The organism is Xanthomonas sp. NCPPB 3200 (genome assembly GCF_056393585.1).
Map to the genome: position 1 here is coordinate 4,190,422 of NZ_CM150785.1, position 23,676 is coordinate 4,214,097.

Consider the following 23,676-nt stretch of genomic DNA (forward strand, 5'->3'; position numbering starts at 1 on the left):
GCCCTCCGCCCTCCGACCCACGCAGTCCGCTGCAACGCCGCGATGCGGCATGGCGGCCGTCGAACGCCGCTGCCGTCGCAACCACCCAGGAGCAGCAAGCCTTGCCACGTTCTCCCCTCAATAGAGATCCCGTACGTCCCACATGACTTCCGATACGCGCCCCTCTGCCCCGCACGCCTCGCCCCCTCCCGCACCCGCTTCCGGCAACGCCGCCGGACCTGCCAGCCGCAGCACCATACGTGCCGCTGCCGGCCTGCTCGCCGCAACCCTGTTGACTGCCGCCCAGGCCAGCGCGCAGTCCATCGATACCAGCGCGCCGCTGCCACCGGTACGTGCCTGGCATGGGGCCAGCGAGGCGTTGATCGTCACACCGGACGATCCGTGGAGCACGCCGGCAGAGCGCAACGATTTCGCCAGCACCCCCAGCTATGACGAAACGCGTGCGTGGCTGGAACGCCTGGTCGCCGCCTCGCCGCTGCTGTCGCTGGAGGTGTTCGGCAAGAGCAGCGAGGGCCGTGACCTGCTGCTGGTCCGCGCGCACAAGGGCGCGCCCGGCAAGCCGGTGGTGCTGGCGCAGGCCGGCATCCACGCCGGCGAGATCGATGGCAAGGATGCCGGCCTGATGTTGCTGCGCGATATCGCGCAACGCGGCAAGGACCACCTGCTCGACCAGGTGGATCTGGTGTTCGTGCCGATCTTCAATGCCGACGGTCACGAGCAGCGCGGCCCGCTGATCGGCGCCGCATTGCGCGGCCCGCAACAGATGGGCTGGAACACCACCACGCGCGGCATCAATCTCAACCGCGACTACCTCACCCTGGAAGCGCCGGAAACGCGCGCGATGGTCGCGTTGCTGCATCGCCTGGATCCGGCGCTCTACATCGACCTGCATGTCAGCGGCGGGCTGGATCACCAGTACGACATCACCTTTACCTTCGCCGGCTGGGGCACCTATGCGCGCTCGCGCGCCACCGCCGACTGGCTGCAGCAACGCTTTACGCCGGCGGTGAACACCGCATTGCGCAAACAGGGCCACGCACCGGCCATCTACCCGAGCCTGATCGACGAAAACGAGCCGCGCTCGGGCCTGCGTTACGCGCCGGAAGGCCCGCGCTATTCCACCGGGTATGGCGACTTTGCCGGCATCCCCACCGTGCTGGTGGAGAACCATCGCCTGAAGTCGTACCGGCAGCGCGTGCTGGGCGACTATGTGCTGCTGGAAGCAGCACTGCGCCTGGTTGCCCGCGATGCAGGCAACATCGATGCGGCCAAGCGCGCCGATCGCGCTGCCCGCCCGCAGGAACTGATGGTGGCCTGGGAACGCCTGCAGCAGCCGATCGCCCAGGTGCCGTTCAAGGGCGTGAGCTACACCCGCACGTTGTCGCCGGTGTCCGGGCGGCAGGAACTGCGCTGGGAGGGCCGCGATGAAACCTGGACCATGCCGGTGATCGGCTATCGCCAGACCCAGGCGGTGCGCTACCCGCTCGCCTGGTGGATCCCGCCCGGCAACGACGATGTGGTGGAACTGCTCAAGGCGCACGGCATCCGCTACGAACGCCTGCAGCAGCCGCGCCACCTCCAGGTGCAGCAGATCCGCGTAGTGAAGGATGCCGGCACGCAAACGCCGCACGCCGAGCACGTGGAAGAAACCTTCGCCGCCGGCAGCGTCCGCGTGCCTGCCGATCAACCGATGCGCATGCTGGCAGCCGCATTGCTGGAGCCGCAGAGCAGCGACTCGTTGCTGGCCAGCGGACGTTTCCGCAATGCCGGCAGCCCCGACAGCGGCTTGTACGGCGCCGAGTTGGTGGACTTCAGCGAGCGCGTGCTGCGCAGCGACGCCGCCCTGCGCGCCGCCTTCGAACGCAAGCTCGCAGACGATGCCGCATTCCGCGCCGATGGCGATGCACGGCTGCAATGGATCTATGCGCGTTCGCCGTATGCGGCGATCACCGGCTGGCGTTATCCGGTGCGGCGCCAGCTGGCGGAGTGACCCTGCGCATTGCCGATTGCACGCCGTGGGATCGGCAATGCGGCTTGAGCCTCTTTCGTATCGCGCATTGCGCAAGGCCAGTGGCGACGGCAACGGCAACGGCAACCGCAACCGCATCGGCATCGATACCGGCAGCAATGTCGCTTGCATGCCGGCAGACAGGATGCTTCACCACACACTGCGCGCTCCATCATGCGTGCGTGCCCTCAAGTCTGTCGCGCACGACCACGACCACATCAGCCACGCCACGCAGCGCGCTCAGCGCAGCGCCGGCGCTTCCACTGGCGCATGCTCGGCCATCAACGCACTCACCCACTCGATGAACACACGCAGCTTGGCACTGACATGCCGGTTGGGCGGGAACGCGATCGACAGCGGCATCGGCTCCATCCGCCAGTCCTCGAACAGCGGCACCAGTTCGCCACTGGCCACGTGCGCCCTGGCCATGTACACCGGCAACCACAGCACGCCCATGCCGGCCAGCCCGGCGGCCAGATAGGCATTGCCGTCGTCGGACGCCACCACGTAACGCCCTTGTAGATGCACCGCCTCGCTGCCGCGCTGCATGACATAGGGCACGGTCTTGCTGCTGCGCCAGCGCATGAAGCCGACACAGCGATGCCGGGTGTTTTCCAGCTCGCGCGGATGTGTCGGCATGCCCAGCCGCTGCAGATACGCCGGCGCCGCGTACACGCCCGCCTGCAGGTCGCCCACGCGGCGCGCGATCAGCGACTGATCGGTGATGGTGCCGCCGCGCACCACGCAATCCACGTGCTCGCCGATCAGGTCCACGCGGCGATCGCTCACGCCCATGTCCAGCTGGATATCCGGATAACGCGCATGAAAGGCCGGCAGTGCCGGCATCAGGATCAGGCGCGCCAACGGGCTGGGCACATCCACGCGCAGGCGGCCACGCGGCAGCGCCGACGCATCGGACAGGCTGGTCTCGGCATCGTCCATGTCCGCCAGCAGCCGCAGCACGCGCTCGTAGTACGCCGCACCATCGGCGGTGACATGCACCTGCCGCGTGGTGCGGTTGAGCAGCCTCACGCGCAGGCGTGCCTCCAACTGCTGCACCAGCTGGGTCACGCTGGCCCGGCTCATGTGCAAGGTCTCGGCCGCCTTGGTAAAGCTGCCGGTCTCCACCACCCGCGCAAACGCCTGCATCGCGTCGAACCGGTCCATCGCCACTCCCGACTCCAAGATTGTTTGGATTCTACAAACAGTGCTGGTCGGCATCGCCGATTTATCGCGCGCAGGCAAGCACCTACGCTGCCTGCCTGTTCCGATTCGCCACCCGATGGAGGTCACCATGGCAACACGTGAAGCAGTTTTTCCGCAGGGGCGGCACGCGCTGTACGAGCGCCACCGCTATTCGCCGGCAGTCCGCGCCGATGGCTTGCTGTTCGTCGCCGGCCAGGTCGGCAGCCGCGAAGACGGCTCGCCGGAGCCGGAGCTGGAGGCAGAGATCGCCCGTGCCTTCGCCAATCTCGATGCCATCCTCGCCGCAGCCGGCTGCAGCACGCAGGACGTCGTCGACGTCACGCTGTTCATGCTCGACCCCGACGTGGTGTTCGAAGCCATGTGGGACAAATGGGTGAGCTACTGGGGCCCGGCGCCCTACCCCACCGTCACCGCAGTGGGCGTGACCTGGCTGGCCGGCTTCCGCTTCGAGATCAAGGTCGTGGTGAAACTCCCGACACGGCAGCAGTAAACGTTTCCAGTAACTTGCCGACTGTATCTCGTCGCGTCTGCATGCAGCCGAAGCAAATCTTCGCCGGCCGCATCGCACCGGCGATAAAGTAACTGGCACACCCACGCGAAATAACTCAGAGAACGCCACGCCTGGCTCGCCAGGGCGTGGCTTTTTTTTGCGCGCGCACTTCGGAGCAAACGCCTCTTTGTCAATTTCCCCCGGGAAAAACTCGGTTTTTTGCTTACCTCGCCCTTCACCGGCTGCGCTACTCATCGGCAGGCCTGCGATGCGGACGATTATGTCCGCCGATATTCATCCCAGCTGTTCAAAGCACCTAAATCGCGCGCCTCGATAGGGCAAAACTATCGTCAGATTCTTGTGGCGCTTTGCTTTCTTAACCGGTTTTTCCAAGTTGTAAAAATCTCGCTAAAGCAATGATGCAGACGGCCGCTACCGCAATCCAGGGCGTTGCGACGCTCATTACCGTTCTGCCCGCGCGCCTCTCATGGCGCTGCGTCCATCACCCACTCAGCCGAGATTCTCAATGAAATTGACCGTCAAGCTTCTCAGTGGCGCCATCGCCCTGGCGTCGTCGACCTGCGCCTACGCGCAGCAGGACTCGATGTTTTCCTTCAGCGGCTTCGGCACGCTGGGCGTGGTGCATTCGACCGAGGACCAGGCCGACTTCACGCCCGACATCCAGACCGTGGAAGGTGCCGGTGCCAGCCACTCCACCTCGGCACGTCCGGACTCGCGTATCGCCGGCCAGGTCAATGCCAACTTCACCGACAAGTTCACCGGCGTGTTGCAGGTGACCAGTGAGTACGCCGAACGCGGCGATTACGATCCCAAGGTCACGCTGGCGCATGTGAAGTATCAGTTCGGCCCGCAGTTCGCTGCGCGCCTGGGCCGCATCACTGCGCCGCTGTACATGCTGTCCGAGTACCAGCGCGTCGGTTACGCCACCCCGTGGGTGCGTCCGCCGTACGAGGTCTACAACTACCTGCTGCCGATGGACGGCGTCGAAGGCGTGTACACCATCAACGCCGGCGAGAGTGTGGTCAGCGTGCAGGGTTTCTATGGCCGCATCAATTCGAAGAAGGCCGATGTGTACGCCATGCGCGGCCTGGCGCTGGGCCTGGAATCGGGTGCGTCCACGTTCCGCGCCGCCTACATCGTGGGCACCACCGATTTCGATACACCGTCGCTGGAGCGCCTGTTCTCGGTCTATCAGCGCATCAATCCCGCACTGGCCGATCGCCTGACCACCTATGGCGTGGACGGCAGCTTTGCCAGCCTGGGTTACGCCTATGATCCGGGCAGCTGGTTCCTGCGCAGCGAAGTGATCCGCGCCGATTACTCGCCCTCGCTCAACGGCAAGACCACCTCCGGTTATCTCAGTGTCGGCGGTCGCTTCGGCACGCTGACGCCGTCGATCACCTATGCCAACGTCGATCGCAAGGGCCCGACCATCGCGGCCGGCCAGGATCCGGTCGGCGTGATGACGCGCGCACTGGCGCAGGCCGAAAGCGGCCGTCACAGCTTTACCGCATCGCTGCGTTGGGACGCGCGTGAAAGCGTCGCGTTCAAGCTGCAGGCCAGCCACATCAACAACAACGCGGGCTCGTTCGGATCGTTGAACAACATCCAGCCGGGCTTCCGTCCGGGCGGCAGCTACAACCTGCTGTCGGCCTCCGTCGACTTCGTGTTCTAAGAGAGCCCCCATGACCATTTCCAAGTGTTTTGCAGTCTCCCTGCTTGCCGCGTTGTCGCTGAGCGCGTTCTGCGCCAATGCCGATGTCGTGGTGGTGATGTCGGCCAAGGGCGGCCCAGACAGCCTCAGCGCCGCGCAGGTGTCGCAGATCTTCCTGGCCAAATCCAACAGCCTGCCCGGTGGCGGCGCGGCGGTGCCGATCGATCAGGAAGAAGGCGTCGCCACCCGCGATGAGTTCTACAAGAAAGTGGCCTCACGCGACGCGGCACAGCTGAAGTCGTACTGGTCGCAGCTGATGTTCACCGGCAAGGCGCAGCGTCCCAAGCGTGTCAGTGGCGACGATGCGGTCAAGAAGGCCGTTGCCGCCACGCCCGGCGCCATCGGTTACATCAGTGCCAGCGCAGTCGACGCCAGCGTCAAGGTCGTCCTGAAGCCGTGACCCGCCACCTGCTCGAGACTCAAGTCATGAGACGCATCCTGTCGCTACCGTTGTTCTGGAAAATCCTGATGCCGGCCGCGGTGGCGATCCTTTGCCTATCGAGCTATGTGGCCTTCAGTACGCTGGTCTTTCACCGCAACAACGACCGCCTGGAAGCGGTACGCGACGTGCATTTCCCGATGCTCGACGCCATGACACGCAACGTGGCTGCGCTGGACAAGCTCATCAACGGGCTCAACGGCGCCGCTGCCGCCGGCGATGCCGACATGTTGGCGGCCACCAAGCCGGTGGCCGACGAGATCCACGCCTCCTACGTGAAACTGCAGAAATCCGATCCTGCCAATGCGACGGAGCTGGCACGCCTGGGCAAGGAGTTCGACCAGTACTACAGCCTGGCGCACGGCGTGGCCGCCGCGTTCGTGGAACAGCGCGAACCCGATGCGGCGCAGATGAGCGCCATGGCACCGGCACTGGAAACCTATCGCACCACCCTGACCGCCATGCAGAAGCGTGCCGATGCACGCTTCCGCGGCACCGTGCAGGAAGCGGTGGACAGCTCGGTGGCGGCAAGCATCGGCGGGCTGGTGCTGGGCCTGGTCGGTGCGGTGCTGTGCATCGCCTTCGGCTGGATCGTGGCACGCGCCATCACCCAGCCGCTGAACCGTGCGGTGGGCATTGCGCATGCGGTGTCGTCGGGCAAGCTGGACAACAGCATCTCGATCGACCGCAACGACGAGGTCGGCCAGCTGCTGCAGGCGATGGACAGCATGCAGCGCCAGCTGCGTCGCGTGATCCAGGCGCAGACCGACATGGGCGACAAGCATGAAGCCGGCATGGTCAGTCACCGTATCGCCGAGCAGGAATTCCCCGGCGAATTCGGCAGCATGGTGCGGGCCAGCAACGCGCTGGTGTCCAGCCATATCGCGGTGACGATGCAGATCGTCGCATTGACCGAGCGCTATGCCGCCGGCGACCTGTCGCAGCAGCTGGAGCCGTTGCCGGGCGAAAAGGCGGTGATCAGTCAATCGATCAACGATGTGCGGGCCAGCCTGTTGTCGATCAATGGCGAGATCAAGCGGCTGGCATCGGCGGCGGCGGCAGGCGACTTCAGCGCGCGTGGCGACGAGACCGCGTTCGAGCATGATTTCCGCCAGATCGTGGTGGACCTCAATCACCTGATGAGCAGCTCGGACCAGAGCCTGGGCGCGGTGTCGCAGGTATTGCAGGCGATTGCGAGCGGCGACCTGACCACGCGCATGCACGGTGACTTTGCCGGCGTGTTCGCGCGCATGCGCGACGATGCCAACACCACGGTGGACCGCCTGACCGACATCGTCGGGCGCATCCAGCATTCCTCATCGGAGATCGATACTGCAGCCGGTGAAATTGCCGCCGGCAATCAGGACCTGTCGCGGCGTACCGAACAGCAGGCGGCCAGCCTGGAAGAAACCGCCGCATCGATGGAGGAACTCACCTCCACCGTCAAGCAGAACGCCGAGCATGCGCGACAGGCCAACGAACTGGCACGCAATGCAGCCGGTGTAGCCTCCAAGGGCGGCGAGGTGGTCAGCCAGGTCGTCGGCACCATGTCGGGCATCGAAACCTCCTCGAAGAAGATCGCCGAGATCATCAGCGTCATCGATGGCATCGCGTTCCAGACCAATATCCTGGCCTTGAACGCGGCGGTGGAAGCCGCCCGTGCCGGCGAACAGGGCCGCGGCTTTGCGGTGGTGGCCTCGGAAGTGCGCACGCTTGCGCAGCGTTCGTCCGCTGCGGCCAAGGAGATCAAGGAGCTGATCGACGCTTCGGTGGGCAAGGTGGCCGAAGGCTCGGTGCTGGTGCACAAGGCCGGCACCACCATGACCGAGATCGTCGCCAGCGTGAATCGGGTCACCGACATCATGGGTGAGATCACCGCCGCATCCAGCGAGCAATCGGCCGGCATCGAACAGGTCAACCAGACGGTGATCCAGATGGACGAAACCACCCAGCAGAATGCAGCGCTGGTGGAGGAAGCCATGGCCGCGGCACGGGCGATGGAAAAGCAGTCCAGCACCCTGACCCAGCTGGTCTCGCTGTTCCAGCTGCAGCCTGCCAGCGCACCGCAGCTGGAAAAAGAGGTCGCATAGTCGACCGAGCGGATCGTCTCGCGACGTCTTTGACGCCCTCTTCTGCATGGACTGCAGAAGGGGGTTTTTTGTGCCCGCCAGCGGCAAACGCGGCGCAGGCCCGGCAGCGTCGCAAGGCGCGCATCTTGCGCCGACGAACGGCACTGCGCTGCTCCCGACCTGACGTCTGGCGGTGTCGCCTGCCGATGTGTGCTGGCGTATCCCGACCGCGAGGTGGGCGGTTGTCCGACAGCAGCAACCGCGCTCTGCTGATGGCGCAGCTATGCGTCATCGCACAAACCCTGGCGCGGAAGCACATCCGCACGCTCCAGGCATAACCAGGGGCTTATCGCCTGTCAGCCCGTATGCCGCCCAATGCGCGAGACCGGTCACAGTTTTGCCGGAAAAACTGACGCGACTGCACATTCCTCACGCCTACGTCACCACCAAGCAACATTTGCATGCGATAGCTGTCGCGCTCGCTAAAAAGGCGAGCCAACTGTCCCCCTTCCAGCGCGCGTTCCGCTGAGCGTCGATCTGCCCCCCGGCAGCCGGCGAAGGCGTCGTGCGTCCGATTGATTTTCCAGGAGATTCACTGCCCATGCGCTTCCGGACTTTCTTCGCCGTTCTGCTGTTCACCGCTGCCAGTGCCAGCGCAAACGCCCAGGTCGTCACCCTCAACAAGGGCGGCTACACCTTGCGCTACGACTGCACCAACCACACCGCGCTGCGCTACGAGTACGTGCTGCAGGCCGATACCGGCTCGGCCGCGCGCCCGTCCAGTTTCAATCTGGACACCGAACTGCCCAGCGGCTGCGCCGGCCAGACCTCCACCGCCTCCTACGCCAGCGTGCGCACCGGCTACGATCGCGGGCACCTGGTGACCTCCAACCACATGGACTACAACGCGACCTACATCCGTCGCGCCAACCTGATGTCCAACATCGTCCCGCAGGTGTCCAGCTTCAACCAGGGCATCTGGGTACGCGCCGAGAACGTGGCCGAGTGTTACCGCGACATCGCCAGCGTGCAGGTCTACGGCGGTGTGATCTACAGCGACACGACCAACGATTACTTCCTGAGCAGCCACGGCATCCGCACCCCGGACTTCTTCTGGAAGACGATCATCACCGCCAACCCGGGCGGCGGCACCCGCGCGATCAGCTGGCTGATTCCCAACAGCGCCAACCTCGGTTCGCTGGACAGCTACATCGTCAGCATCGACGAACTGGAAGACCTCTACGGCGCCAGCACCATCGGCATCACCGCACCGGCCGCCGTCAAGGCCATGCTGCCCGCCACCACCTGGCCGCAGCCGAGCAATTGCGACCTGGGCTGAGGCCGGCTGCCCGCTTCTCCAGCCACGTCGATCAAGAGCGGCTGACACCATGTTGCGAGCAGTCGTCAGGTGGGTGCGGATGGCGCGTCCAGCATCGGAGTGCCCGAATGGCCCTTGCCGATGTCGGGCACCAGCCGTACCCACCTGGCGTTGAGCGCAGCAGCCTGCTCAGCCGCTCTACACCGCTGGGCGTGCGATCCAGCAGACAAGGCCCGGCATTCCCGGGCCTTGTCGTTGCAGGCGGCGGCATACCTGGCCCGCCGCAACGCGCACTCAGGCCTCGGGCGCGGCAAGCGCCGCAAACCAGTCCGCGTATGGCGTGTTCTTGACCAGATGCCGATTGAAGTCTTTGGCACCATCGCTCCACCACACCGGGCCGCGCTCTCCCAGCGCCGTCTTGGCACGATCGACCGCCGCACGCGCTGCAGCCAGCCCCCCGGCATCCTCATCGCGCTTGGCCGCCTTGACCGCGCGTCGCGCGTCCATCAAGGCGCCGACCAGCCCGGCACGCACGTCTTCGCGCAGATGCGGGTTGGCGGTACGCCAGAGCCGGCCACGCACGATCAGATACCGGCCATCGGGCGTGGTGACTGGCGCAGCGGCGGCGGCCGTCATCGCCAACGCACTCGCAAACGGCCCTGTAACGTCGTGCAGACCAAGCCGCGCCTACTCGACCCGCGCAAAGCGGGGACGCGCAACGCCGTCCACCTCGACCTGCTCGACGAACATCGCATACGGCCGCACCCACAGACCGACCTCGCTGTCCAACGGGCGATAGAGCACCAGCGGGGCCAGCGTTTCGCTGCAACGCACGACGCCGAGCACGTCATAACGGCCGCCCTTGAAGTGGCGGTACTGGCCCAACGCGATGTTGGGCAATGGCGACAGGGAGGTGTCCATGGATGTCACAGGATGGGCAATCCGCAAGTCTAGGCAGCATGGCCGGCCACAGCCAGCACATGCCGCGCAACCGGTGCCCTCTGCCGGGTTCAGCGTTGCACGGCCGCGTGCAACGCTGCCACGCGCCTACTGGTCGTCGTCTTCGTCTTCGTCGTCTTCCGCGCCCAGGTCGTCATCGTCCTCGACCGGGTCTTCGATGCCATCGTCGTCATCGATCTCGCTGTCCTGTGCAGGCCCTTCCTGGATCGGTGTGTTGTCCCTGCCCGGTGCCTTGATGCCATTGGGCGGGGTCGGATCGTCTACGCCGCGGTTGCCGTTTTCGTCGTTGCTCATGGTCTGCTCCAGCGGTAAAAGACCGCACGGCCACCCTCCTCCCGCCGATGTGACGCGCACGTGTGTCCTGCACGATGGCAGCGCCACCGCGCGGCCATGCGTGGGACGAACGAGCGCGACTGCATCCGGCCGGCACCTGTGGCCGTAGTGATGAGAACGCCCACGGAGTCACCCGCATGCCGAGCCTGATCTGCGACCTGAAAGACCTGCTCGCCGCCTGGAAGGCCGAAGCCGGAACCTTCGATGCCTGCGACATGCCCGCCTCCGCGCTGGCCTTCCGCGACTGCCATCGTCGCCTGTCCGCGTTGCTGGACGACCATGCACGCCACGCGGCAGCGCCGACGGCCGCGCTGGCTGCGCACGAGCAGCCGGGCTCAGTGCCCCAGCTGCAGGCGCGCGCCATCGCGTCGATGGGTTCCTAAGGTTTCGATCAGCGTATCGCTGGCCTGATTCACGCCGATCACCTCGACCTCGGCGCCGTGCGCGCGCAGCTTGAGCACCACCCGATCCAGCGCCGCCACCGCGCTGATGTCCCAGAAGTGCGCGTGGCTCAGATCGATCAGCACCTTCGGCGGCGTGCCCGGGAAATCGAAGCTGGCCACGAACTGCCCGGCCGATGCAAAGAACACCTGGCCGCGCACCGCATACACGCGCACTCCGTCGTCACGCTCGCTGGCCTGCACCTGCAACATGCGCCCGACCTTGCGCGCAAAGAACAGCGCCGACAGCAGCACCCCGGCCAGCACGCCGCGGGCCAGATCGTGCGTCCATACCGTGACCACGACGGTGCCCAGCATCACCACCGACGAACTCCCCGGGTGCGTGCGCAGATCGCGTAGCGAGCCCCAGCTGAAGGTACCGATGCTGACCATGATCATCACCGCCACCAACGCCGCCATCGGGATCTGGCGCACCCAGGGCGCGCCATACACCACCATCAGCAGCAGGACGACACCGGCCACCAGGCACGACAAACGCCCGCGCCCGCCCGAGCGCACATTGATCACCGATTGCCCGATCATCGCGCAGCCGGCCATGCCACCGAAGCACCCGGCCAGCAGGTTCGCCAGCCCCTGCCCTGCGCATTCGCGGTTGCGCTGCGACGGGGTGTCGGTGAGGTCTTCGACAATCTGCGCGGTCATCAACGACTCCAGCAGGCCCACCACGGCCAGCGTCGTCGACACCGGCAGCAGGATGCGCACGCTGTCCCACGTCAGCGGTACGTCCGGCAGCAGGAACACCGGCAGGCTGTCGGGCAGACGGCCCATGTCGCCCACGCTGCGGATGTCGATGTGCCAGTACGCGCACACCGCCGTCAGCACCACGATGGCGACCAGCGGCGAGGGAATCGCCGTGGTGAAGCGCGGCAGCAGATAGATGATGACCAGGCCCGCTGCACACACCGCATGCACCGGCCATGGCATGCCGACCAGCTCCGGCAACTGCGCCAGGAAGATCAGGATCGCCAACGCATTGACGAAGCCGGTGATCACCGAGCGCGAGACAAAGCGCATCAATGCGCCCAGGCGCAATGCTGCGGCGATCAGCTGCAGCACGCCGGCCAGCACGGTGGCCGCCAGCAGGTACTGCAGGCCGTGGTCCTTGACCAGGTCCACCATCAACAACGCCATTGCGCCGGTGGCGGCCGAAATCATGCCGGGCCGGCCACCGGCGATCGAGGTCACCACCGCAATGCAGAACGCCGCGTACAGCCCGACCTTGGGGTCGACGCCGGCAATGATCGAAAAGGCAATGGCTTCGGGAATCAGCGCAAGCGCGACCACGATGCCGGCGAGCACATCGCCACGCACGTTGCCGAGCCATTGCTGGCGCAACGAGAAAACTCTGGACATTGAAACGACTCCGCGCACCGGCAAACACACGGCGCGAATACATGAACGTCAAACACCTGGACCTTCGCAGCAACTGCGAGCGCGTGATGCCTTAGGTCAGGGTGGTGTCATGTGTCGGAGGAAATCGCTCTGGACGAGGCTGCATGCTAACGCGCTGAGGTCGGTCTGCACAACCCGACGGCGCGCTGCTGCGCACGCGCGTCCAATAGTGGAGACCGAGCAACGCTGCCAATGCATGAGCAACATCAACGCACAGGCCGCTGGAAGCTGCGTGCTGGCATCGCATGCTGCCGCTGGCGATGGCACGCTGCATGCGTCGCGGGCGCAGGGCGTTGCGTGAGACACCTTCTGCACGCGGTAGATCTACCGGGCCAGCATGCGCCCCGTCGCTTCAGCCGCTGCCGGCAGCGCGTGGCTCAGTCGTCGCCGAGCACACGCTCGCCCATCAGTTCGCGTTCGCGCTTTTCCAGTTCTTCGGCATAGCGCTTGCGCACGAAGCTTTCCGACAACACGCCCAGCACCTTGCGTTGTGCATCGATCACCGCCAGCTCGTCGGCCTGCGTAGCGTCGAAGACCTTCATGACCGCCACGATGTCGGTGTCTGCCAGCAATGCAGCATCGCGGTGCTTGGCGTAGTCGCTCACCGGCGCATCGGCCTGCACGTTGTCCGCATACAGCACTGCCAGCGGCACCACGCCGGCGTAATGGCCGGCGGCGTCTTCCAGCACCACGCGCTGCGTGGACCCCAATGGAAACCGCCGGCGAAACTCGCTCACCGTGGTGTCGTGCGCAGTGTGGTTGGCGTCCTTGCGCATCATCTTGCCGGCCGACAGATTGCGCACCCACCCCACGTCGCGTGCGCTGCGGATGTTCTCGCCACGCAGATGCAGGCGCCAGGTGGAGAACGAATAGCCAAACACCTGGCGCACCACGGTATTGGCCACCAGCACCGCCACCATCACCGCGCTCGCCAGTACAAAGTCGTGCGTGCCTTCCAGGATCAGCATGGCCATCGTCATCGGCGCGCCGACAATGGCTGCCGCCAACGCGGCCATGCCCACCAACGAAGCGCTGGTGATGTCCACCGCCGCGGCACCGACCAGCAGGTTCAGGAACACCGCAAACAGGCTGCCCACCAGCGAGCCCATGAACAGCGAAGCGAAGAACAGGCCGCCACGGAAGCCGAAACCCAGCGAGATGCCCGACGCGATGCATTTGAGCACCAGCAAACCGGCCAATACCTGCAGCGTGCTGCTGCTGGTCAGGTCCAGATGCAGGGCGCCATGTCCCGACGACAGCACTTGCGGCGAATACATCGCCAACGGAATCAGCAGCAACCCGCCCACCACCGGGCGTCCCCAGATCGGCAGCTCGATCCGCCCCACGGCGCGTTCGATACCGGCCACCAGCCGCATCACCGCGATGCCGATCAACGCGCAGGTCAGCCCCAGCGCGATGTAGATCGCATAGTCACGCGGCTGCAATTGATAGGCGACCGCCGCCGGCAACGAATACGGCGCGGCACCGAGCGCGTTGGCCATGAACGCGCCGGCCAGCGCCGCCGCAGCTACCGGCGCAAGCGCCGACGGCGTATAGGCGCCGATCACGATCTCGAACGCGTAGAACGCACCGGCCAGCGGCGCCCCGAACGCACCGGCGATCGCGCCTGCCGCGCCGGCACCGACCAGCGTGCGCATGTCGGCCCGGCGTACCCGCAGGACACGGCCCAGCTGCGAACCGGCGCCTGCGCCCATCTGCGTGTAGGTCGCCTCCAGCCCCACCGATGCGCCAAAGCCGTTGGACAGCAGCGTCTGCACCGCAACGATCAGGTTGTCGCGCATCGACATGCGCCCGCCGTGCAGGGCGTTGGCTTCCACCGCATCCACCAGCGGCCGCTTGCGCCGCCGCGCCAGCAAGGCCACCAGGCCCACCAGCAGGCCGCCCAACGGCAACACCAGCAACTGGGTGGCGGTGATCGATTCGGCGGTACTGAGCCGCTCGCCCGGTGCAAGCGCGTACAGCCAGGCCTGCAGCGCATGCGCCATGCCGGCCTGCACCACCATCAGTGCCGCCGCAATCAGCCCCACCACGGCTGCCAGCCCGATGAACCACAGATCGTTGGCGCGCAACTGCCGGCGCAACCACTCCAGCGGCCGTCGCCAGGATTCTGCCGCCGGGTGCACGGCGTGCGTGGGGTTGTGAGGAAGTGGCTGCATGGAAGACCAGCGCTCCGCCGGATCAGGGTGCCGGCGCACGGGAGACGTCAGCGATGCGGCCTAGTGTGCAGCAAACTGGCTGACCTGCCGCAGTCTGGCCGCGGCAGTGCACGCAACGAACACAGCGGCGGCAGCGGGCGCAGGCCACGCGCCGGGGGACGGCGCGCTCACCCCAGTGCACACAGCGGCGTTTCCCCGGGGCGCAAGGTCAGCACACGCACACCGGTACGCGTGACCGCCACGGTGTGCTCGAACTGCGCCGACAACTTGCCGTCGCGCGTATGCACCGGCCATTGATCCGGCTCGGCGCGGATCGCCGCCCTGCCCTGATTGATCATCGGCTCGATGGTGAACACCATGCCTTCCTGCAGCTGCATCCCCGTGCCGGCATGCCCGTAGTGCAGGATCTGCGGCTCTTCATGCATCTGCCGGCCGATGCCATGCCCGCAATATTCCTTCACCACGCTATAGCCCTGCTCGCGCGCATGCCGCGCGATCGCATGACCGATGTCGCCCAGCCGCGCGCCCGGACGCACCGCGGCAATCCCCTTCCACATCGCCTGATAGGTGGCCTGCACCAGCCGCCGCGCCGGATACGCCACCTCGCCCACCAGATACGTCGTGCTGGAGTCGGCGATATAGCCGTCCTTTTCCAGCGTGATATCCAGATTGACGATCTGTCCGTTGCGCAGCACGTCCGCGGCCGCGGGCACGCCATGGCACACCACATCATCGATCGAGGCATTGAGCACGAAGGGAAAGTCGTACTGGCCCTTGCTGGCCGGCCGCGCGCCCAGTTCGTCGACAATCATCCGCTCGACGAAGTCGTTGAGTTCCAGCGTGCTGCGGCCTGCCAGCGGCAGCTGATCCAGCGCATGGAACACCTGCGCCAGCAGCGCACCGGCGTTGGCCAGCAGCGCAATCTCCGCCGGCTGCTTGATCATGTCCGCGCCGGTTTCAGGGATTGCGGCCGCACGCCTGCCGCGCGCAGTTCCTGCGCCACGATGTCCTGGAACGAGGATTCCGGATGCATCTCGCACAGCATGCCGACCTTGATCCAGAAAGTGGCCTGCGCGTTGATCGACCGGCTGGTCACCGTGCACGCGCGGCGCAGCTGATCGTGCAATTCGTCATCGATATTGACGATGCCCATGCAAGCTCCTGTGTCATGAATATACGAATCGTATATGAAACGTATAAACACCTGCAATGCCGGCAGTTGCCTGCGGCTGCGCTCGCTGGGTACCAGGCGAACGCAGCCGGGAAGACATCAGGCAGGGCAGCGCTAGTGACCGGCAACCGGCGAGCGCGCGCCCGCCGCAAAGCCGTGCTGTCGGGCACGCCATGCAATCAGCAGCCCGATTGCCAGCAGCAAGGCCATGGCAACCGGAAAGGTCTGCGCGCCCCATTGGTCCAGCAGTACGCCGCCCACCACGCCACCGCCAGCGATGACGCTGTTCCAGGCAACCACGTTGAGCGACAGCGCAACATCGGCGCCTTCGCCTGCGCTGTCGGCAAGCGCGGTCTGCAGCAGGGTCGCCGCGCCGCCAAAGGTCAGGCCCCACACCGCCACACAGACGTAGACCACAGGCTGCACGTTTTGCAGCAATGCCAGCACCACAGAAATCGCAAGGAACGTCGCCAACGACACCAACACCGTGCCACGCAGGTGCTGCTCCACCAACTTTGCTGCCACGCCGATGCCGACCAGTGCCGCAACGCCGAAGATCAACAGCAGCACGTCAACGCGATGTGCCAGCCCCGCGTGTGCGGCGAACGGCGCCACATAGGTGTACAGGATGTTGTGAGCCAGCATCCACGCCATCACGGTGGCGAGCACCGGGCGCACGCCGGGCGTGCCGAGCACCTTGCGCAGCGGCACCCGCTGCGCTGCGGACTGGCCGGGGTAGTCGGGCACCTTCAGCAGCACCCACACGATCAGAATGAGCGTCAGTCCGGACATCGCGGCGAACGCGCTGCGCCAGCCCAGTATGCCGCCCATCCAGGTGCCCAGCGGCACGCCGAGGGATAGCGCAACCGGCGTACCCACCATCGCAATCGCCATGGCCCTGCCCTGCTGGTCCGGCTGCACCATGCGCCGCGCGTAACCGGCAAGCAGGCTCCACGCCAGGCCTGCCGCTGCGCCGGCAAACAAGCGCGCCACCAGGGTCAGCGCGTAACTGGTCGACAGTGCGGTGACCGAGTTGAACAGCAGGAAGCCGACGATGGTGAGCAACAGGACGTTACGCCGCCTCCACTGCTGGGTCGCAATGGTCAGCGGAATTGCGGCAATCACCGACCCAAGTGCGTAGGCGGTCACCGTCTGCCCAGCCAGTGCCGGGCTGATACCGAGGCCTGCGGACATCTGCGGCAGCAGTCCTGCCGGAAGGGTTTCGGTCACGATGCAGATGAAGCCGGTCATGGCCAGCGCCAACAGCGCGGCGACTGGCAATGGCGGCGGGATCGCGCTGGCAGTGGATGCAGTTGGAGAGGTCACACGCTGTCCTTTATTGGGGAGGGGGATGCCGGTCAGGCCACTACATATATATCGATCGATACACATAAAGACCGAAAAAAGCAGGTCTTCGTCCTGAGACCTGCCGGCCGGCACCACTGAGTGCCTACATATGTATCGCTCGATATATATATCTACAGGTTGGCTGCATTGTCAACGACATCTGTATCGATTAGTCTTGATGTAGAGATCGGAGGGCGCCATGGCGCAAATGGGAAGGCCACGCAGCTTCGACCGTGACGCCGCGGTGGAAGAAGCGCTTCACCTGTTCTGGGAACAGGGCTACGAGTCCACCTCGTTGAGCCAGCTCAAGGCCGCGATTGGTGGCGGCATCACCGCGCCCAGCTTCTATGCCGCCTTCGGCTCGAAGGAAGCGCTCTTCAAGGAATGCATGGACCGTTACCTGGCGACCTACGCCAAGGTGACCCACTGCTTGTGGGACGCCGCGCTCGGTCCCAGGCAGGCGGTGGAGCTTGCGCTGCGCCGCTCCGCCAAGATGCAGTGCGAGCGCGGCCACCCGAAAGGCTGCATGGTCACGCTGGGAGTGATGAGCGCGCCGTCGCCGGAGCTCTCGGCACTGTGCACACCGCTGACGCGCTCGCGCGCAAGCACGCGCGCCGGCATCCGCGCCTGCGTGGACCGCGCCATCGCCGGCGGCGAACTCGGGCCCGCCGTGGACGCCGCCGCACTGACCTGCGTGTTCGACAGTTTCCTGCTCGGGCTATCCACGCTGGCCCGGGATGGCATGAGCTTCAAGGCGATGGATGCCGCGATCACGCAGCTCATGGGGTTTTGGGACGCCCAGGCGCGCTAGGTAGGCAGCGCTTCAACCTTGCCGCCGAGCAAGGCTGGAAGTCGATGCGCGTGTGCTCAAGCGTATCCGCAAGTGCTGTGCTGGAGCCCCAGCCACAGCCGGTGGCCCCGGCCAATCCCTGATGCACTGGTCCTACGGCGGTTGGTGCGCGGCACCGGCCTCCGCCGTGCAGGCGCAAACTGAACCAACTATTGCACTTTGCAACTATATTTGTAGAGTAGCGCAATGAAAGACGATTCCGCTGTCGCAGCCCTCTCTGCTCTCGCACACACCGATCGACTGGCCGCATTCCGAATGCTTGTTCGCGCAGGCCCTGACGGCATGCCGTCAGGGGAGATTGCCGAGCGGCTTACGATCCCCCCAACACGAATGAGCTTTCACCTCGCAACGCTGGAGCGTGCTCGCCTGCTGCGCTCCTGGCGCGATGGGCGACGTGTCCTTTATGCGGCGAGCTACGAGGACATGCGCCAGCTGCTCTCGTTTCTCACCGAGGACTGCTGCTCGGGGAACCCAGAGATCTGTGGTGTGGCCCTGACTCGTTGCACATCGGAAACCTGCGTTTGAGCCTTCCTCAGCCTTAATGCCCGTCGGCCTGACACGGCCCAGCTCAAGGAGATCATTGCGATGCTGACGATCTATCACAACCCTGCCTGCGGCACGTCCCGGAACGTCTTGGAGATGATGCGCCAGTCTGGCGAGGACCCTGAAATCATCGAATATCTGCACACCCCGCCGACGCGCGAGAAGCTGGTCGAGCTAATTGCCGCCATGGGCATCGCGCCGCACGATCTGTTACGCCAGAAGGGAACCCCGTACGCGGAGTTGGGCTTGGGCAACCCTGCCCTCACTGACGAACAGCTGGTGGACGCGATGATCGCGCACCCAATCCTTATCAATCGTCCCATCGTCGTTTCCGATCGGGGCGTGGCGCTCTGCCGGCCATCCGAGAAAGTGCTCACGTTGCTGGCCCACCCGGTCGCGTCCTTTACGAAAGAAGACGGCGAAGCGGTGACAACAGGCGGAGCGTCGAAGTGATGGGTGGCGTTGCCATGGATCTACCAGGCATCGATCCGACACACCTCACCCCAATCGACGTCAACGCACTGGCCACGCCCGGCGACCCCAGACATCCGCCCCGCATCCTCATCCTGTACGGCTCGTTGCGCGAGCGTTCCTATTCGCGGCTGCTGGCAGAGGAAACTGGCCGCTTGTTGCGCTGGTACGGCTGCGACGTACGCATCTTCGATCCGCACGATCTGCCGCTGCCCGACGGGGCGGCTCCAGACCACCCGAAGGTGAGTGAATTACGCGAGCTCGCCTACTGGTCGGAGGGTATGGTTTGGGTCAGTCCGGAGCGCCATGGCGCGATGACAGGGATCATGAAAGCGCAGATCGACTGGATTCCTCTCACCGAGGGCGCCAAGCGCCCGACGCAGGGCAAGACGCTGGCCGTCATGCAGGTTTGCGGCGGTTCGCAAAGCTTCAACGCCGTGAACCAGCTGCGCGTGCTCGGCCGGTGGATGCGCATGCTCACGATCCCGAACCAGTCATCCGTTGCCAAGGCGTTTCAGGAGTTCGATGAGTCTGGGCGGATGAAGCCGTCTGCCTACTATCAACGCGTCGTCGACGTTTGCGAGGAACTGGTGAAATTCACCTGGCTTGTGCGTGGCCGCTCGGCGTATCTGACCGATCGCTATTCTGAGCGAGTTGAAAACGCTGAAGAATTGTCCAAGCGCGTAAATCAGCGCTCCATCTGACCACTGCGGAGCGCTGCATGCTTGCCCTCGCGATTTTCATCGTCACCCTTGTTTTCGTCATCTGGCAACCGCGCGGGATTGGCATCGGCTGGTCGGCCCTCGCCGGTGCCGCAGTCGCTTTGGCTACCGGCGTCGTCGGGTGGAACGACGTCGGCACCGTGTGGGGGATCGTGTGGGATGCGACCTTTACCTTCGTCGCCCTCATCATCATCTCGCTCATCTTGGACGCGGCCGGCTTCTTTGCCTGGGCAGCACTGCACGTGGCTCGATGGGGCGGCGGCAATGGTCGGAAACTGTTTCCACTGATCGTTCTGCTAGGCGCCACGATCGCTGCGGTTTTCGCTAACGATGGCGCGGCACTTTTGCTGACGCCCATTGTTCTCGCCATTTTGCTGCGCCTGAATTTCCCACCTGCCGGCGCGCTCGCGTTCACGGTGGCATGTGGTTTCATCGCTGACACGGCAAGCCTTCCGCTCGTTGTCTCGAATCTGGTCAACATCGTCACGGCGAACTTCTTTGACGTGTCATTCGGACGCTATGCAACGGTCATGGTGCCGGTGAATCTAGTGTCGGTCGTAGCGACACTGATCGTGCTGTGGCTCTGGTTCCGGCGCGACATTCCTCGCACGTATCCGGTCAGCGATCTCGAAGCGCCGCGTGAGGCGATACGTGACACGGCGGTCTTCCGTGCTGCCTTGCCCCTTCTCGCGTTGCTACTTGTGGCGTATTTCGTGACCGGGCCGCTCGGTGTACCCATCGCTCTGGTGACGGGCGCGGCCGCGCTGATGCTGATGGCAATTGCTGGCCGCTGGGCGACGGGCGGCAGAGGCGCCACGATGCAGCTGACGAAGATCCTGCGCGAAGCGCCCTGGCAGATCGTGCTGTTTTCGGTTGGCATGTATCTGGTGGTCTACGGACTCGGCAATGCTTGGCTAACTAAAGCGGCAAGTGCGGTCCTTGAGTGGCTGGCGGCGCAGGGAAGCTTTGTGGCCACGATCGGCACCGGCTTCGCAGTGGCGGGACTCGCCTCGATCATGAACAACATGCCGGCAACGCTGGTGGGCGCGCTCGCCATCGATGGGGCCAACGTTCCCGATGCTACCCGCGAATTGATGATCTATGCCAACGTCGTGGGCAATGATTTGGGTCCTAAGCTCACCCCGATCGGCTCGCTCGCGACGCTTCTATGGCTGCATGTCCTAGCCGGAAAGGGCCAACGAATCACGTGGGGCCAATACATGAAGGTGGGACTGATACTGACACCGCCCGTTCTATTGGTCACCCTCGTCGCGCTTTGGATCTGGCTGCCACTATCGCAATGATGGTCTGGGCGGTTGCTTGGACTGATGCACAACAGGTTGATGATGGCGCAACGAAATCGGAGCCGAGAATTCTCAGCTCCCGTAAGTTTTACAGGGAGCCTAACCGATCGGACGCATAGCCCACAGAGTGGCTAGTCATCTCCACACCGGTCCAGCCGTATCCCTCAAGCTCGGCCGCTACCAGTGTCGTGCCGCTGCCGGCGAAGGAATCTAGGATTCGTCCGCCTGTCTCGCAGATCTTGACCAGCTGCCGCTTCAAATCGGTGGGTTTGCCGGTCAGGTGATGCTTGTCAGCCTTGCGCACCGATTCACGGATGACCCCCGGCAGCACAGGCGCGCGGCGATCCAGTGGCATGTTGCCCTTGCTGCCCCACACGATGTGTTCGGCTTGGTTCCAGCAGCGCCGCAACTGCGGCCGCACGCCTTCGGTCTTGTCCCACACAGTGATGTCGCGCCAGGCAAAGCCGGCGATCTACAGCGCGTCGGTGAACAGCAGCACCGGCGCGCCTTCCTTGAGCACGCGCGCGCACTCGGACAGCCACAGGTGCATCCACCCCGGCCTTGCACAGCAGGCGGGCGCATTCGCCACAACGGAGGTTCTTGAGCATTGCGTGGTCTTGCGGTGGGACAAGATTACGCCGCTGCTCGTGGCGTAATTCGGTCAGGCTGGCACTACTGAAACTGAAAAGTTGCTGCGTGGAGTGATGGCGCAATTCGCGCCGACATACGCCTATGTCGGCCAACACCGCCTTAAGGATCGCGGCGCTCACCAATCGTTTCGGCACCGCCACCGCTATGAAGTGTGTTGCCTCGAGACTATTGCTATAGCGTTGCGGATTTTCCCGTTGACACGCGCCGTGAGCTGGAGCGAGTATTCGGGCGTCGCCGCACATTCGGCGACCGGGATTGGCGTCCCGTAACCTGAGGCGCACCAGCGCCCATCGATCGATGCATGGCGCTTTTTTATCGCCCGCATCGTCGCGGGCGCATGCCGGCCAGCTTTATGGCGGGCGGTGCGCGGGGGCCGCAAGGCCTACCGGTCCTCAGGCCGGCACGCCAACCGCGTACCGTCCGCCACCCGGATTGGCGTCGGGGTGACGGATTTCCAAAACCTGAGGAGACCCGTATGTCCTACAACACTCAAGGAGCGCCCGCGTCTGCGGCGCGTCAGATGCCCCAGCATTTGGGCATGATCGCCAACACTCTCGAATGCAGCAATGCAGCGTGGCTGGGCCTGATAGCGCGCCTCGCAAGTGCACGCAAAGCCTTCCACACCTCCACGTTTGCCGACGCTGCTGCAGCGATCGCTGCAGTCGATGCCTTAGATGCCTTAGATGCCTTAGATGCGCAGGTGCGCAGGTGCGGCGATGAGCACTAGCAAACAGTTCCGCGTCTGCACCGGCGTCACCCTCAGCTTCGAAATGATGCAGGGCTATGTGCTGGCCATGTTGCATTCCCACGCGCAGCCTGGTCTGCCGCCGGTCCTGATCGCCTGCGAAGCCACCGGCCTTGATGACGTCTTGCCGGGCGGCGATGCGCAGAGCATCGTGCTGGGCCGGCTGCATGTCTGCATGCATGAAGACCCGGCAGTTGACGTCCTCACCTGGCTGCGCAGGCAAGCGCACCGTTACTGAGCGCCACGATGAATACCGCATACGCAATCGCTTATCGGAAAGACGCCGACTACGCGATCAGCGAAGAAGAACACGGCGTTTCCCGGTAGTTTCCGAGTCATAAAAAAGGCACTTGGGCGCGCGTCCAAGTGCCTGCTTTCTATTGGTGGGCCCACCAGGATTCGAACCTGGAACCAAAGGATTATGAGGCAAGGCAACTTACCTCACTAATCACTACGTTAGGCTCTTGAATTTTCCCGTTGCCGTATCTCAAGACCGTTGGCGTTGCGTGTTCTGTCAGGTCATTTTCCCAGCCGCTTACTGTCTTCTACTTGCCCGCAGCAGCTGCGCCAAGGTCAAACCGCGCGGCGCTCAGCGTAGAACTCACAGTGAGACCGAATCACGCACTCCTCGCACTTTGGACCTCGTGCGCGGCAGATCTGCATGCCGTGCTGGATGAGCCATTCGTGAGCATGACGCTTGTAGCTTTTTGGCGTGAGCTCGTTGATCTCTCTCGTTGTCACATCGGTAGAGGTGGTGTGGACGATGCCCAATCGGTTCAACAACCGGTGGATGTGCGTGTCGACAGCGATCAAAGGCTCCTCGAAAATGAAATTCATGATCAAGCTGGCAACCTTGAGCCCTACCCCTTGAAGTTTCAGCAGATCTTCTTTGGTGTTGGGAAGCTGCCCGTCGAAGTCTTCTATAATTTGACGGCACATCTCTTTCAGACTCTTCGTCTTCCTGTTGTAGTGCGCTACCGGCTTGATGATCGCGCGAAGCTCTTCGTCATCCATTGCATACAGTTCTTCGAAGGTAGAGACCTTTTTAAAGAGCGGCACGCAGGCTGAGACCACACGTTTTGTCGTAGTCATCGTCGACAGTGCACCTGAGACAATGCTTCGAAATGGCGTGCTGGATAGCCCGTTGGTCATCCAGGGGTCGTCCGTCTGGTCAAACGTCGTGTAGGTGCGACTGAGAGTACGGTAGATGGCAGTAATTTCTTTCTTGCTGGACATGAGTTGATCGCCGTGAGAATGCGATGACGCGTTGTCATCTGTTTGCGC

24 protein-coding genes, 1 other RNA gene and 2 pseudogenes are annotated in these 23,676 nt (G+C 64.4%); 14 read left to right on the forward strand and 13 right to left on the reverse strand.

What is annotated here, in order from left to right:
- Positions 1-142: 142 nt before the first annotated feature.
- Positions 143-1,990 carry a M14 family metallopeptidase gene (locus AC06DU_RS17995; RefSeq protein ID WP_478202945.1) on the forward strand — a complete coding sequence of 616 codons (1,848 nt, stop codon included), beginning with the start codon at positions 143-145 and terminating at the stop codon, positions 1,988-1,990.
- A gap of 258 nt (positions 1,991-2,248) precedes the next feature.
- Here the strand turns inward: AC06DU_RS17995 and AC06DU_RS18000 are convergent, their stop codons facing one another.
- A complete protein-coding gene (locus AC06DU_RS18000; RefSeq protein ID WP_374057815.1) occupies positions 2,249-3,175 on the reverse strand; it encodes a LysR family transcriptional regulator in 927 nt (308 codons plus the stop codon).
- Positions 3,176-3,302: 127 nt separating this feature from the next.
- Between AC06DU_RS18000 and AC06DU_RS18005 the strand changes: the two genes are divergently transcribed.
- The 5 genes from AC06DU_RS18005 (at position 3,303) to AC06DU_RS18025 (ending at position 9,286) form a co-directional block, all read left to right on the forward strand.
- The gene (locus AC06DU_RS18005) at positions 3,303-3,704 is read left to right on the forward strand and encodes a Rid family hydrolase (protein ID WP_039529666.1); all 402 of its coding nucleotides are present in this window, start codon (positions 3,303-3,305) and stop codon (positions 3,702-3,704) included.
- Between the two features lie 526 nt (positions 3,705-4,230).
- Positions 4,231-5,400 (forward strand): hypothetical protein, encoded by a 1,170-nt coding sequence (locus AC06DU_RS18010; RefSeq protein ID WP_102251167.1) that lies wholly within the window; start codon positions 4,231-4,233, stop codon positions 5,398-5,400.
- A gap of 10 nt (positions 5,401-5,410) precedes the next feature.
- Complete coding sequence (locus AC06DU_RS18015; RefSeq protein WP_024938495.1) at positions 5,411-5,839, forward strand: type 2 periplasmic-binding domain-containing protein; 429 nt, start codon at positions 5,411-5,413, stop codon at positions 5,837-5,839.
- The gene (locus tag AC06DU_RS18020) at positions 5,836-7,968 is read left to right on the forward strand and encodes a methyl-accepting chemotaxis protein (RefSeq protein ID WP_102251168.1); all 2,133 of its coding nucleotides are present in this window, start codon (positions 5,836-5,838) and stop codon (positions 7,966-7,968) included. The genes AC06DU_RS18015 and AC06DU_RS18020 overlap by 4 nt, the downstream gene beginning before the upstream one ends.
- A gap of 580 nt (positions 7,969-8,548) precedes the next feature.
- A complete protein-coding gene (locus tag AC06DU_RS18025; RefSeq protein ID WP_039518674.1) occupies positions 8,549-9,286 on the forward strand; it encodes a DNA/RNA non-specific endonuclease in 738 nt (245 codons plus the stop codon).
- 39 nt (positions 9,287-9,325) lie between these two features.
- Here AC06DU_RS18025 and AC06DU_RS18030 read toward each other — a convergent pair.
- From AC06DU_RS18030 to AC06DU_RS18045, 4 genes are all read right to left on the reverse strand, one after another.
- Positions 9,326-9,402: non-coding RNA, sX9 sRNA (locus AC06DU_RS18030), on the reverse strand.
- A 157-nt stretch (positions 9,403-9,559) separates the two neighbouring features.
- Positions 9,560-9,901 (reverse strand): hypothetical protein, encoded by a 342-nt coding sequence (locus AC06DU_RS18035; RefSeq protein WP_102251169.1) that lies wholly within the window; start codon positions 9,899-9,901, stop codon positions 9,560-9,562.
- Positions 9,902-9,952: 51 nt separating this feature from the next.
- Positions 9,953-10,186, reverse strand: coding sequence for a DUF1653 domain-containing protein (locus AC06DU_RS18040; protein ID WP_046344579.1), 234 nt, complete (start codon positions 10,184-10,186; stop codon positions 9,953-9,955).
- Between the two features lie 126 nt (positions 10,187-10,312).
- The gene (locus AC06DU_RS18045; RefSeq protein ID WP_047127422.1) at positions 10,313-10,519 is read right to left on the reverse strand and encodes a hypothetical protein; all 207 of its coding nucleotides are present in this window, start codon (positions 10,517-10,519) and stop codon (positions 10,313-10,315) included.
- A gap of 176 nt (positions 10,520-10,695) precedes the next feature.
- Here AC06DU_RS18045 and AC06DU_RS18050 point away from each other — a divergent pair, with 176 nt between their 5' ends.
- Positions 10,696-10,941, forward strand: coding sequence for a hypothetical protein (locus AC06DU_RS18050; protein ID WP_228960576.1), 246 nt, complete (start codon positions 10,696-10,698; stop codon positions 10,939-10,941).
- On the opposite strand, the gene AC06DU_RS18055 is transcribed toward AC06DU_RS18050, so the two are convergent.
- From AC06DU_RS18055 to AC06DU_RS18075, 5 genes are all read right to left on the reverse strand, one after another.
- Entirely contained in the window at positions 10,894-12,372 is a 1,479-nt protein-coding gene (locus AC06DU_RS18055) for a SulP family inorganic anion transporter (RefSeq protein WP_478202946.1), read from the reverse strand. The genes AC06DU_RS18050 and AC06DU_RS18055 overlap by 48 nt on opposite strands.
- Positions 12,373-12,788: 416 nt before the next feature.
- The gene (locus tag AC06DU_RS18060; RefSeq protein ID WP_478202947.1) at positions 12,789-14,588 is read right to left on the reverse strand and encodes a chloride channel protein; all 1,800 of its coding nucleotides are present in this window, start codon (positions 14,586-14,588) and stop codon (positions 12,789-12,791) included.
- Positions 14,589-14,755: 167 nt separating this feature from the next.
- A complete protein-coding gene (gene map / locus AC06DU_RS18065) occupies positions 14,756-15,532 on the reverse strand; it encodes a type I methionyl aminopeptidase (RefSeq protein ID WP_478202948.1) in 777 nt (258 codons plus the stop codon).
- Positions 15,529-15,741, reverse strand: coding sequence for a ParD-like family protein (locus AC06DU_RS18070; protein WP_024938505.1), 213 nt, complete (start codon positions 15,739-15,741; stop codon positions 15,529-15,531). The genes map and AC06DU_RS18070 overlap by 4 nt, the downstream gene beginning before the upstream one ends.
- Positions 15,742-15,873: 132 nt before the next feature.
- Complete coding sequence (locus AC06DU_RS18075) at positions 15,874-17,010, reverse strand: MFS transporter (protein ID WP_206515362.1); 1,137 nt, start codon at positions 17,008-17,010, stop codon at positions 15,874-15,876.
- Between the two features lie 391 nt (positions 17,011-17,401).
- Between AC06DU_RS18075 and AC06DU_RS18080 the strand changes: the two genes are divergently transcribed.
- From AC06DU_RS18080 to AC06DU_RS18100, 5 genes are all read left to right on the forward strand, one after another.
- The gene (locus AC06DU_RS18080; protein ID WP_478202949.1) at positions 17,402-17,917 is read left to right on the forward strand and encodes a TetR/AcrR family transcriptional regulator; all 516 of its coding nucleotides are present in this window, start codon (positions 17,402-17,404) and stop codon (positions 17,915-17,917) included.
- Between the two features lie 225 nt (positions 17,918-18,142).
- Positions 18,143-18,481, forward strand: coding sequence for an ArsR/SmtB family transcription factor (locus tag AC06DU_RS18085; protein WP_104552820.1), 339 nt, complete (start codon positions 18,143-18,145; stop codon positions 18,479-18,481).
- A 60-nt stretch (positions 18,482-18,541) separates the two neighbouring features.
- Positions 18,542-18,952, forward strand: coding sequence for an arsenate reductase (glutaredoxin) (gene arsC, locus AC06DU_RS18090; RefSeq protein ID WP_081280644.1), 411 nt, complete (start codon positions 18,542-18,544; stop codon positions 18,950-18,952).
- Positions 18,953-18,966: 14 nt separating this feature from the next.
- Entirely contained in the window at positions 18,967-19,674 is a 708-nt protein-coding gene (gene arsH / locus AC06DU_RS18095; RefSeq protein WP_184379437.1) for an arsenical resistance protein ArsH, read from the forward strand.
- 17 nt (positions 19,675-19,691) lie between these two features.
- Entirely contained in the window at positions 19,692-20,996 is a 1,305-nt protein-coding gene (locus tag AC06DU_RS18100; RefSeq protein ID WP_184519310.1) for an arsenic transporter, read from the forward strand.
- A gap of 88 nt (positions 20,997-21,084) precedes the next feature.
- Here AC06DU_RS18100 and AC06DU_RS18105 read toward each other — a convergent pair.
- A pseudogene (locus AC06DU_RS18105) lies at positions 21,085-21,549 on the reverse strand (DNA methyltransferase); the annotation flags it as partial.
- A gap of 25 nt (positions 21,550-21,574) precedes the next feature.
- Positions 21,575-21,889, reverse strand: a pseudogene (locus AC06DU_RS18110) (hypothetical protein); the annotation flags it as partial.
- A gap of 233 nt (positions 21,890-22,122) precedes the next feature.
- On the opposite strand from AC06DU_RS18110, the gene AC06DU_RS18115 reads away from it, so the two are divergent.
- Both AC06DU_RS18115 and AC06DU_RS18120 read left to right on the forward strand, forming a co-directional pair.
- Positions 22,123-22,374, forward strand: coding sequence for a hypothetical protein (locus AC06DU_RS18115; RefSeq protein WP_478202950.1), 252 nt, complete (start codon positions 22,123-22,125; stop codon positions 22,372-22,374).
- The gene (locus AC06DU_RS18120) at positions 22,364-22,630 is read left to right on the forward strand and encodes a hypothetical protein (protein ID WP_181109737.1); all 267 of its coding nucleotides are present in this window, start codon (positions 22,364-22,366) and stop codon (positions 22,628-22,630) included. The genes AC06DU_RS18115 and AC06DU_RS18120 overlap by 11 nt, the downstream gene beginning before the upstream one ends.
- 335 nt (positions 22,631-22,965) lie before the next feature.
- Here the strand turns inward: AC06DU_RS18120 and AC06DU_RS18125 are convergent, their stop codons facing one another.
- Positions 22,966-23,628 (reverse strand): endonuclease III domain-containing protein, encoded by a 663-nt coding sequence (locus tag AC06DU_RS18125; protein ID WP_478202951.1) that lies wholly within the window; start codon positions 23,626-23,628, stop codon positions 22,966-22,968.
- Between the last annotated feature and the right edge of the window lie 48 nt (positions 23,629-23,676).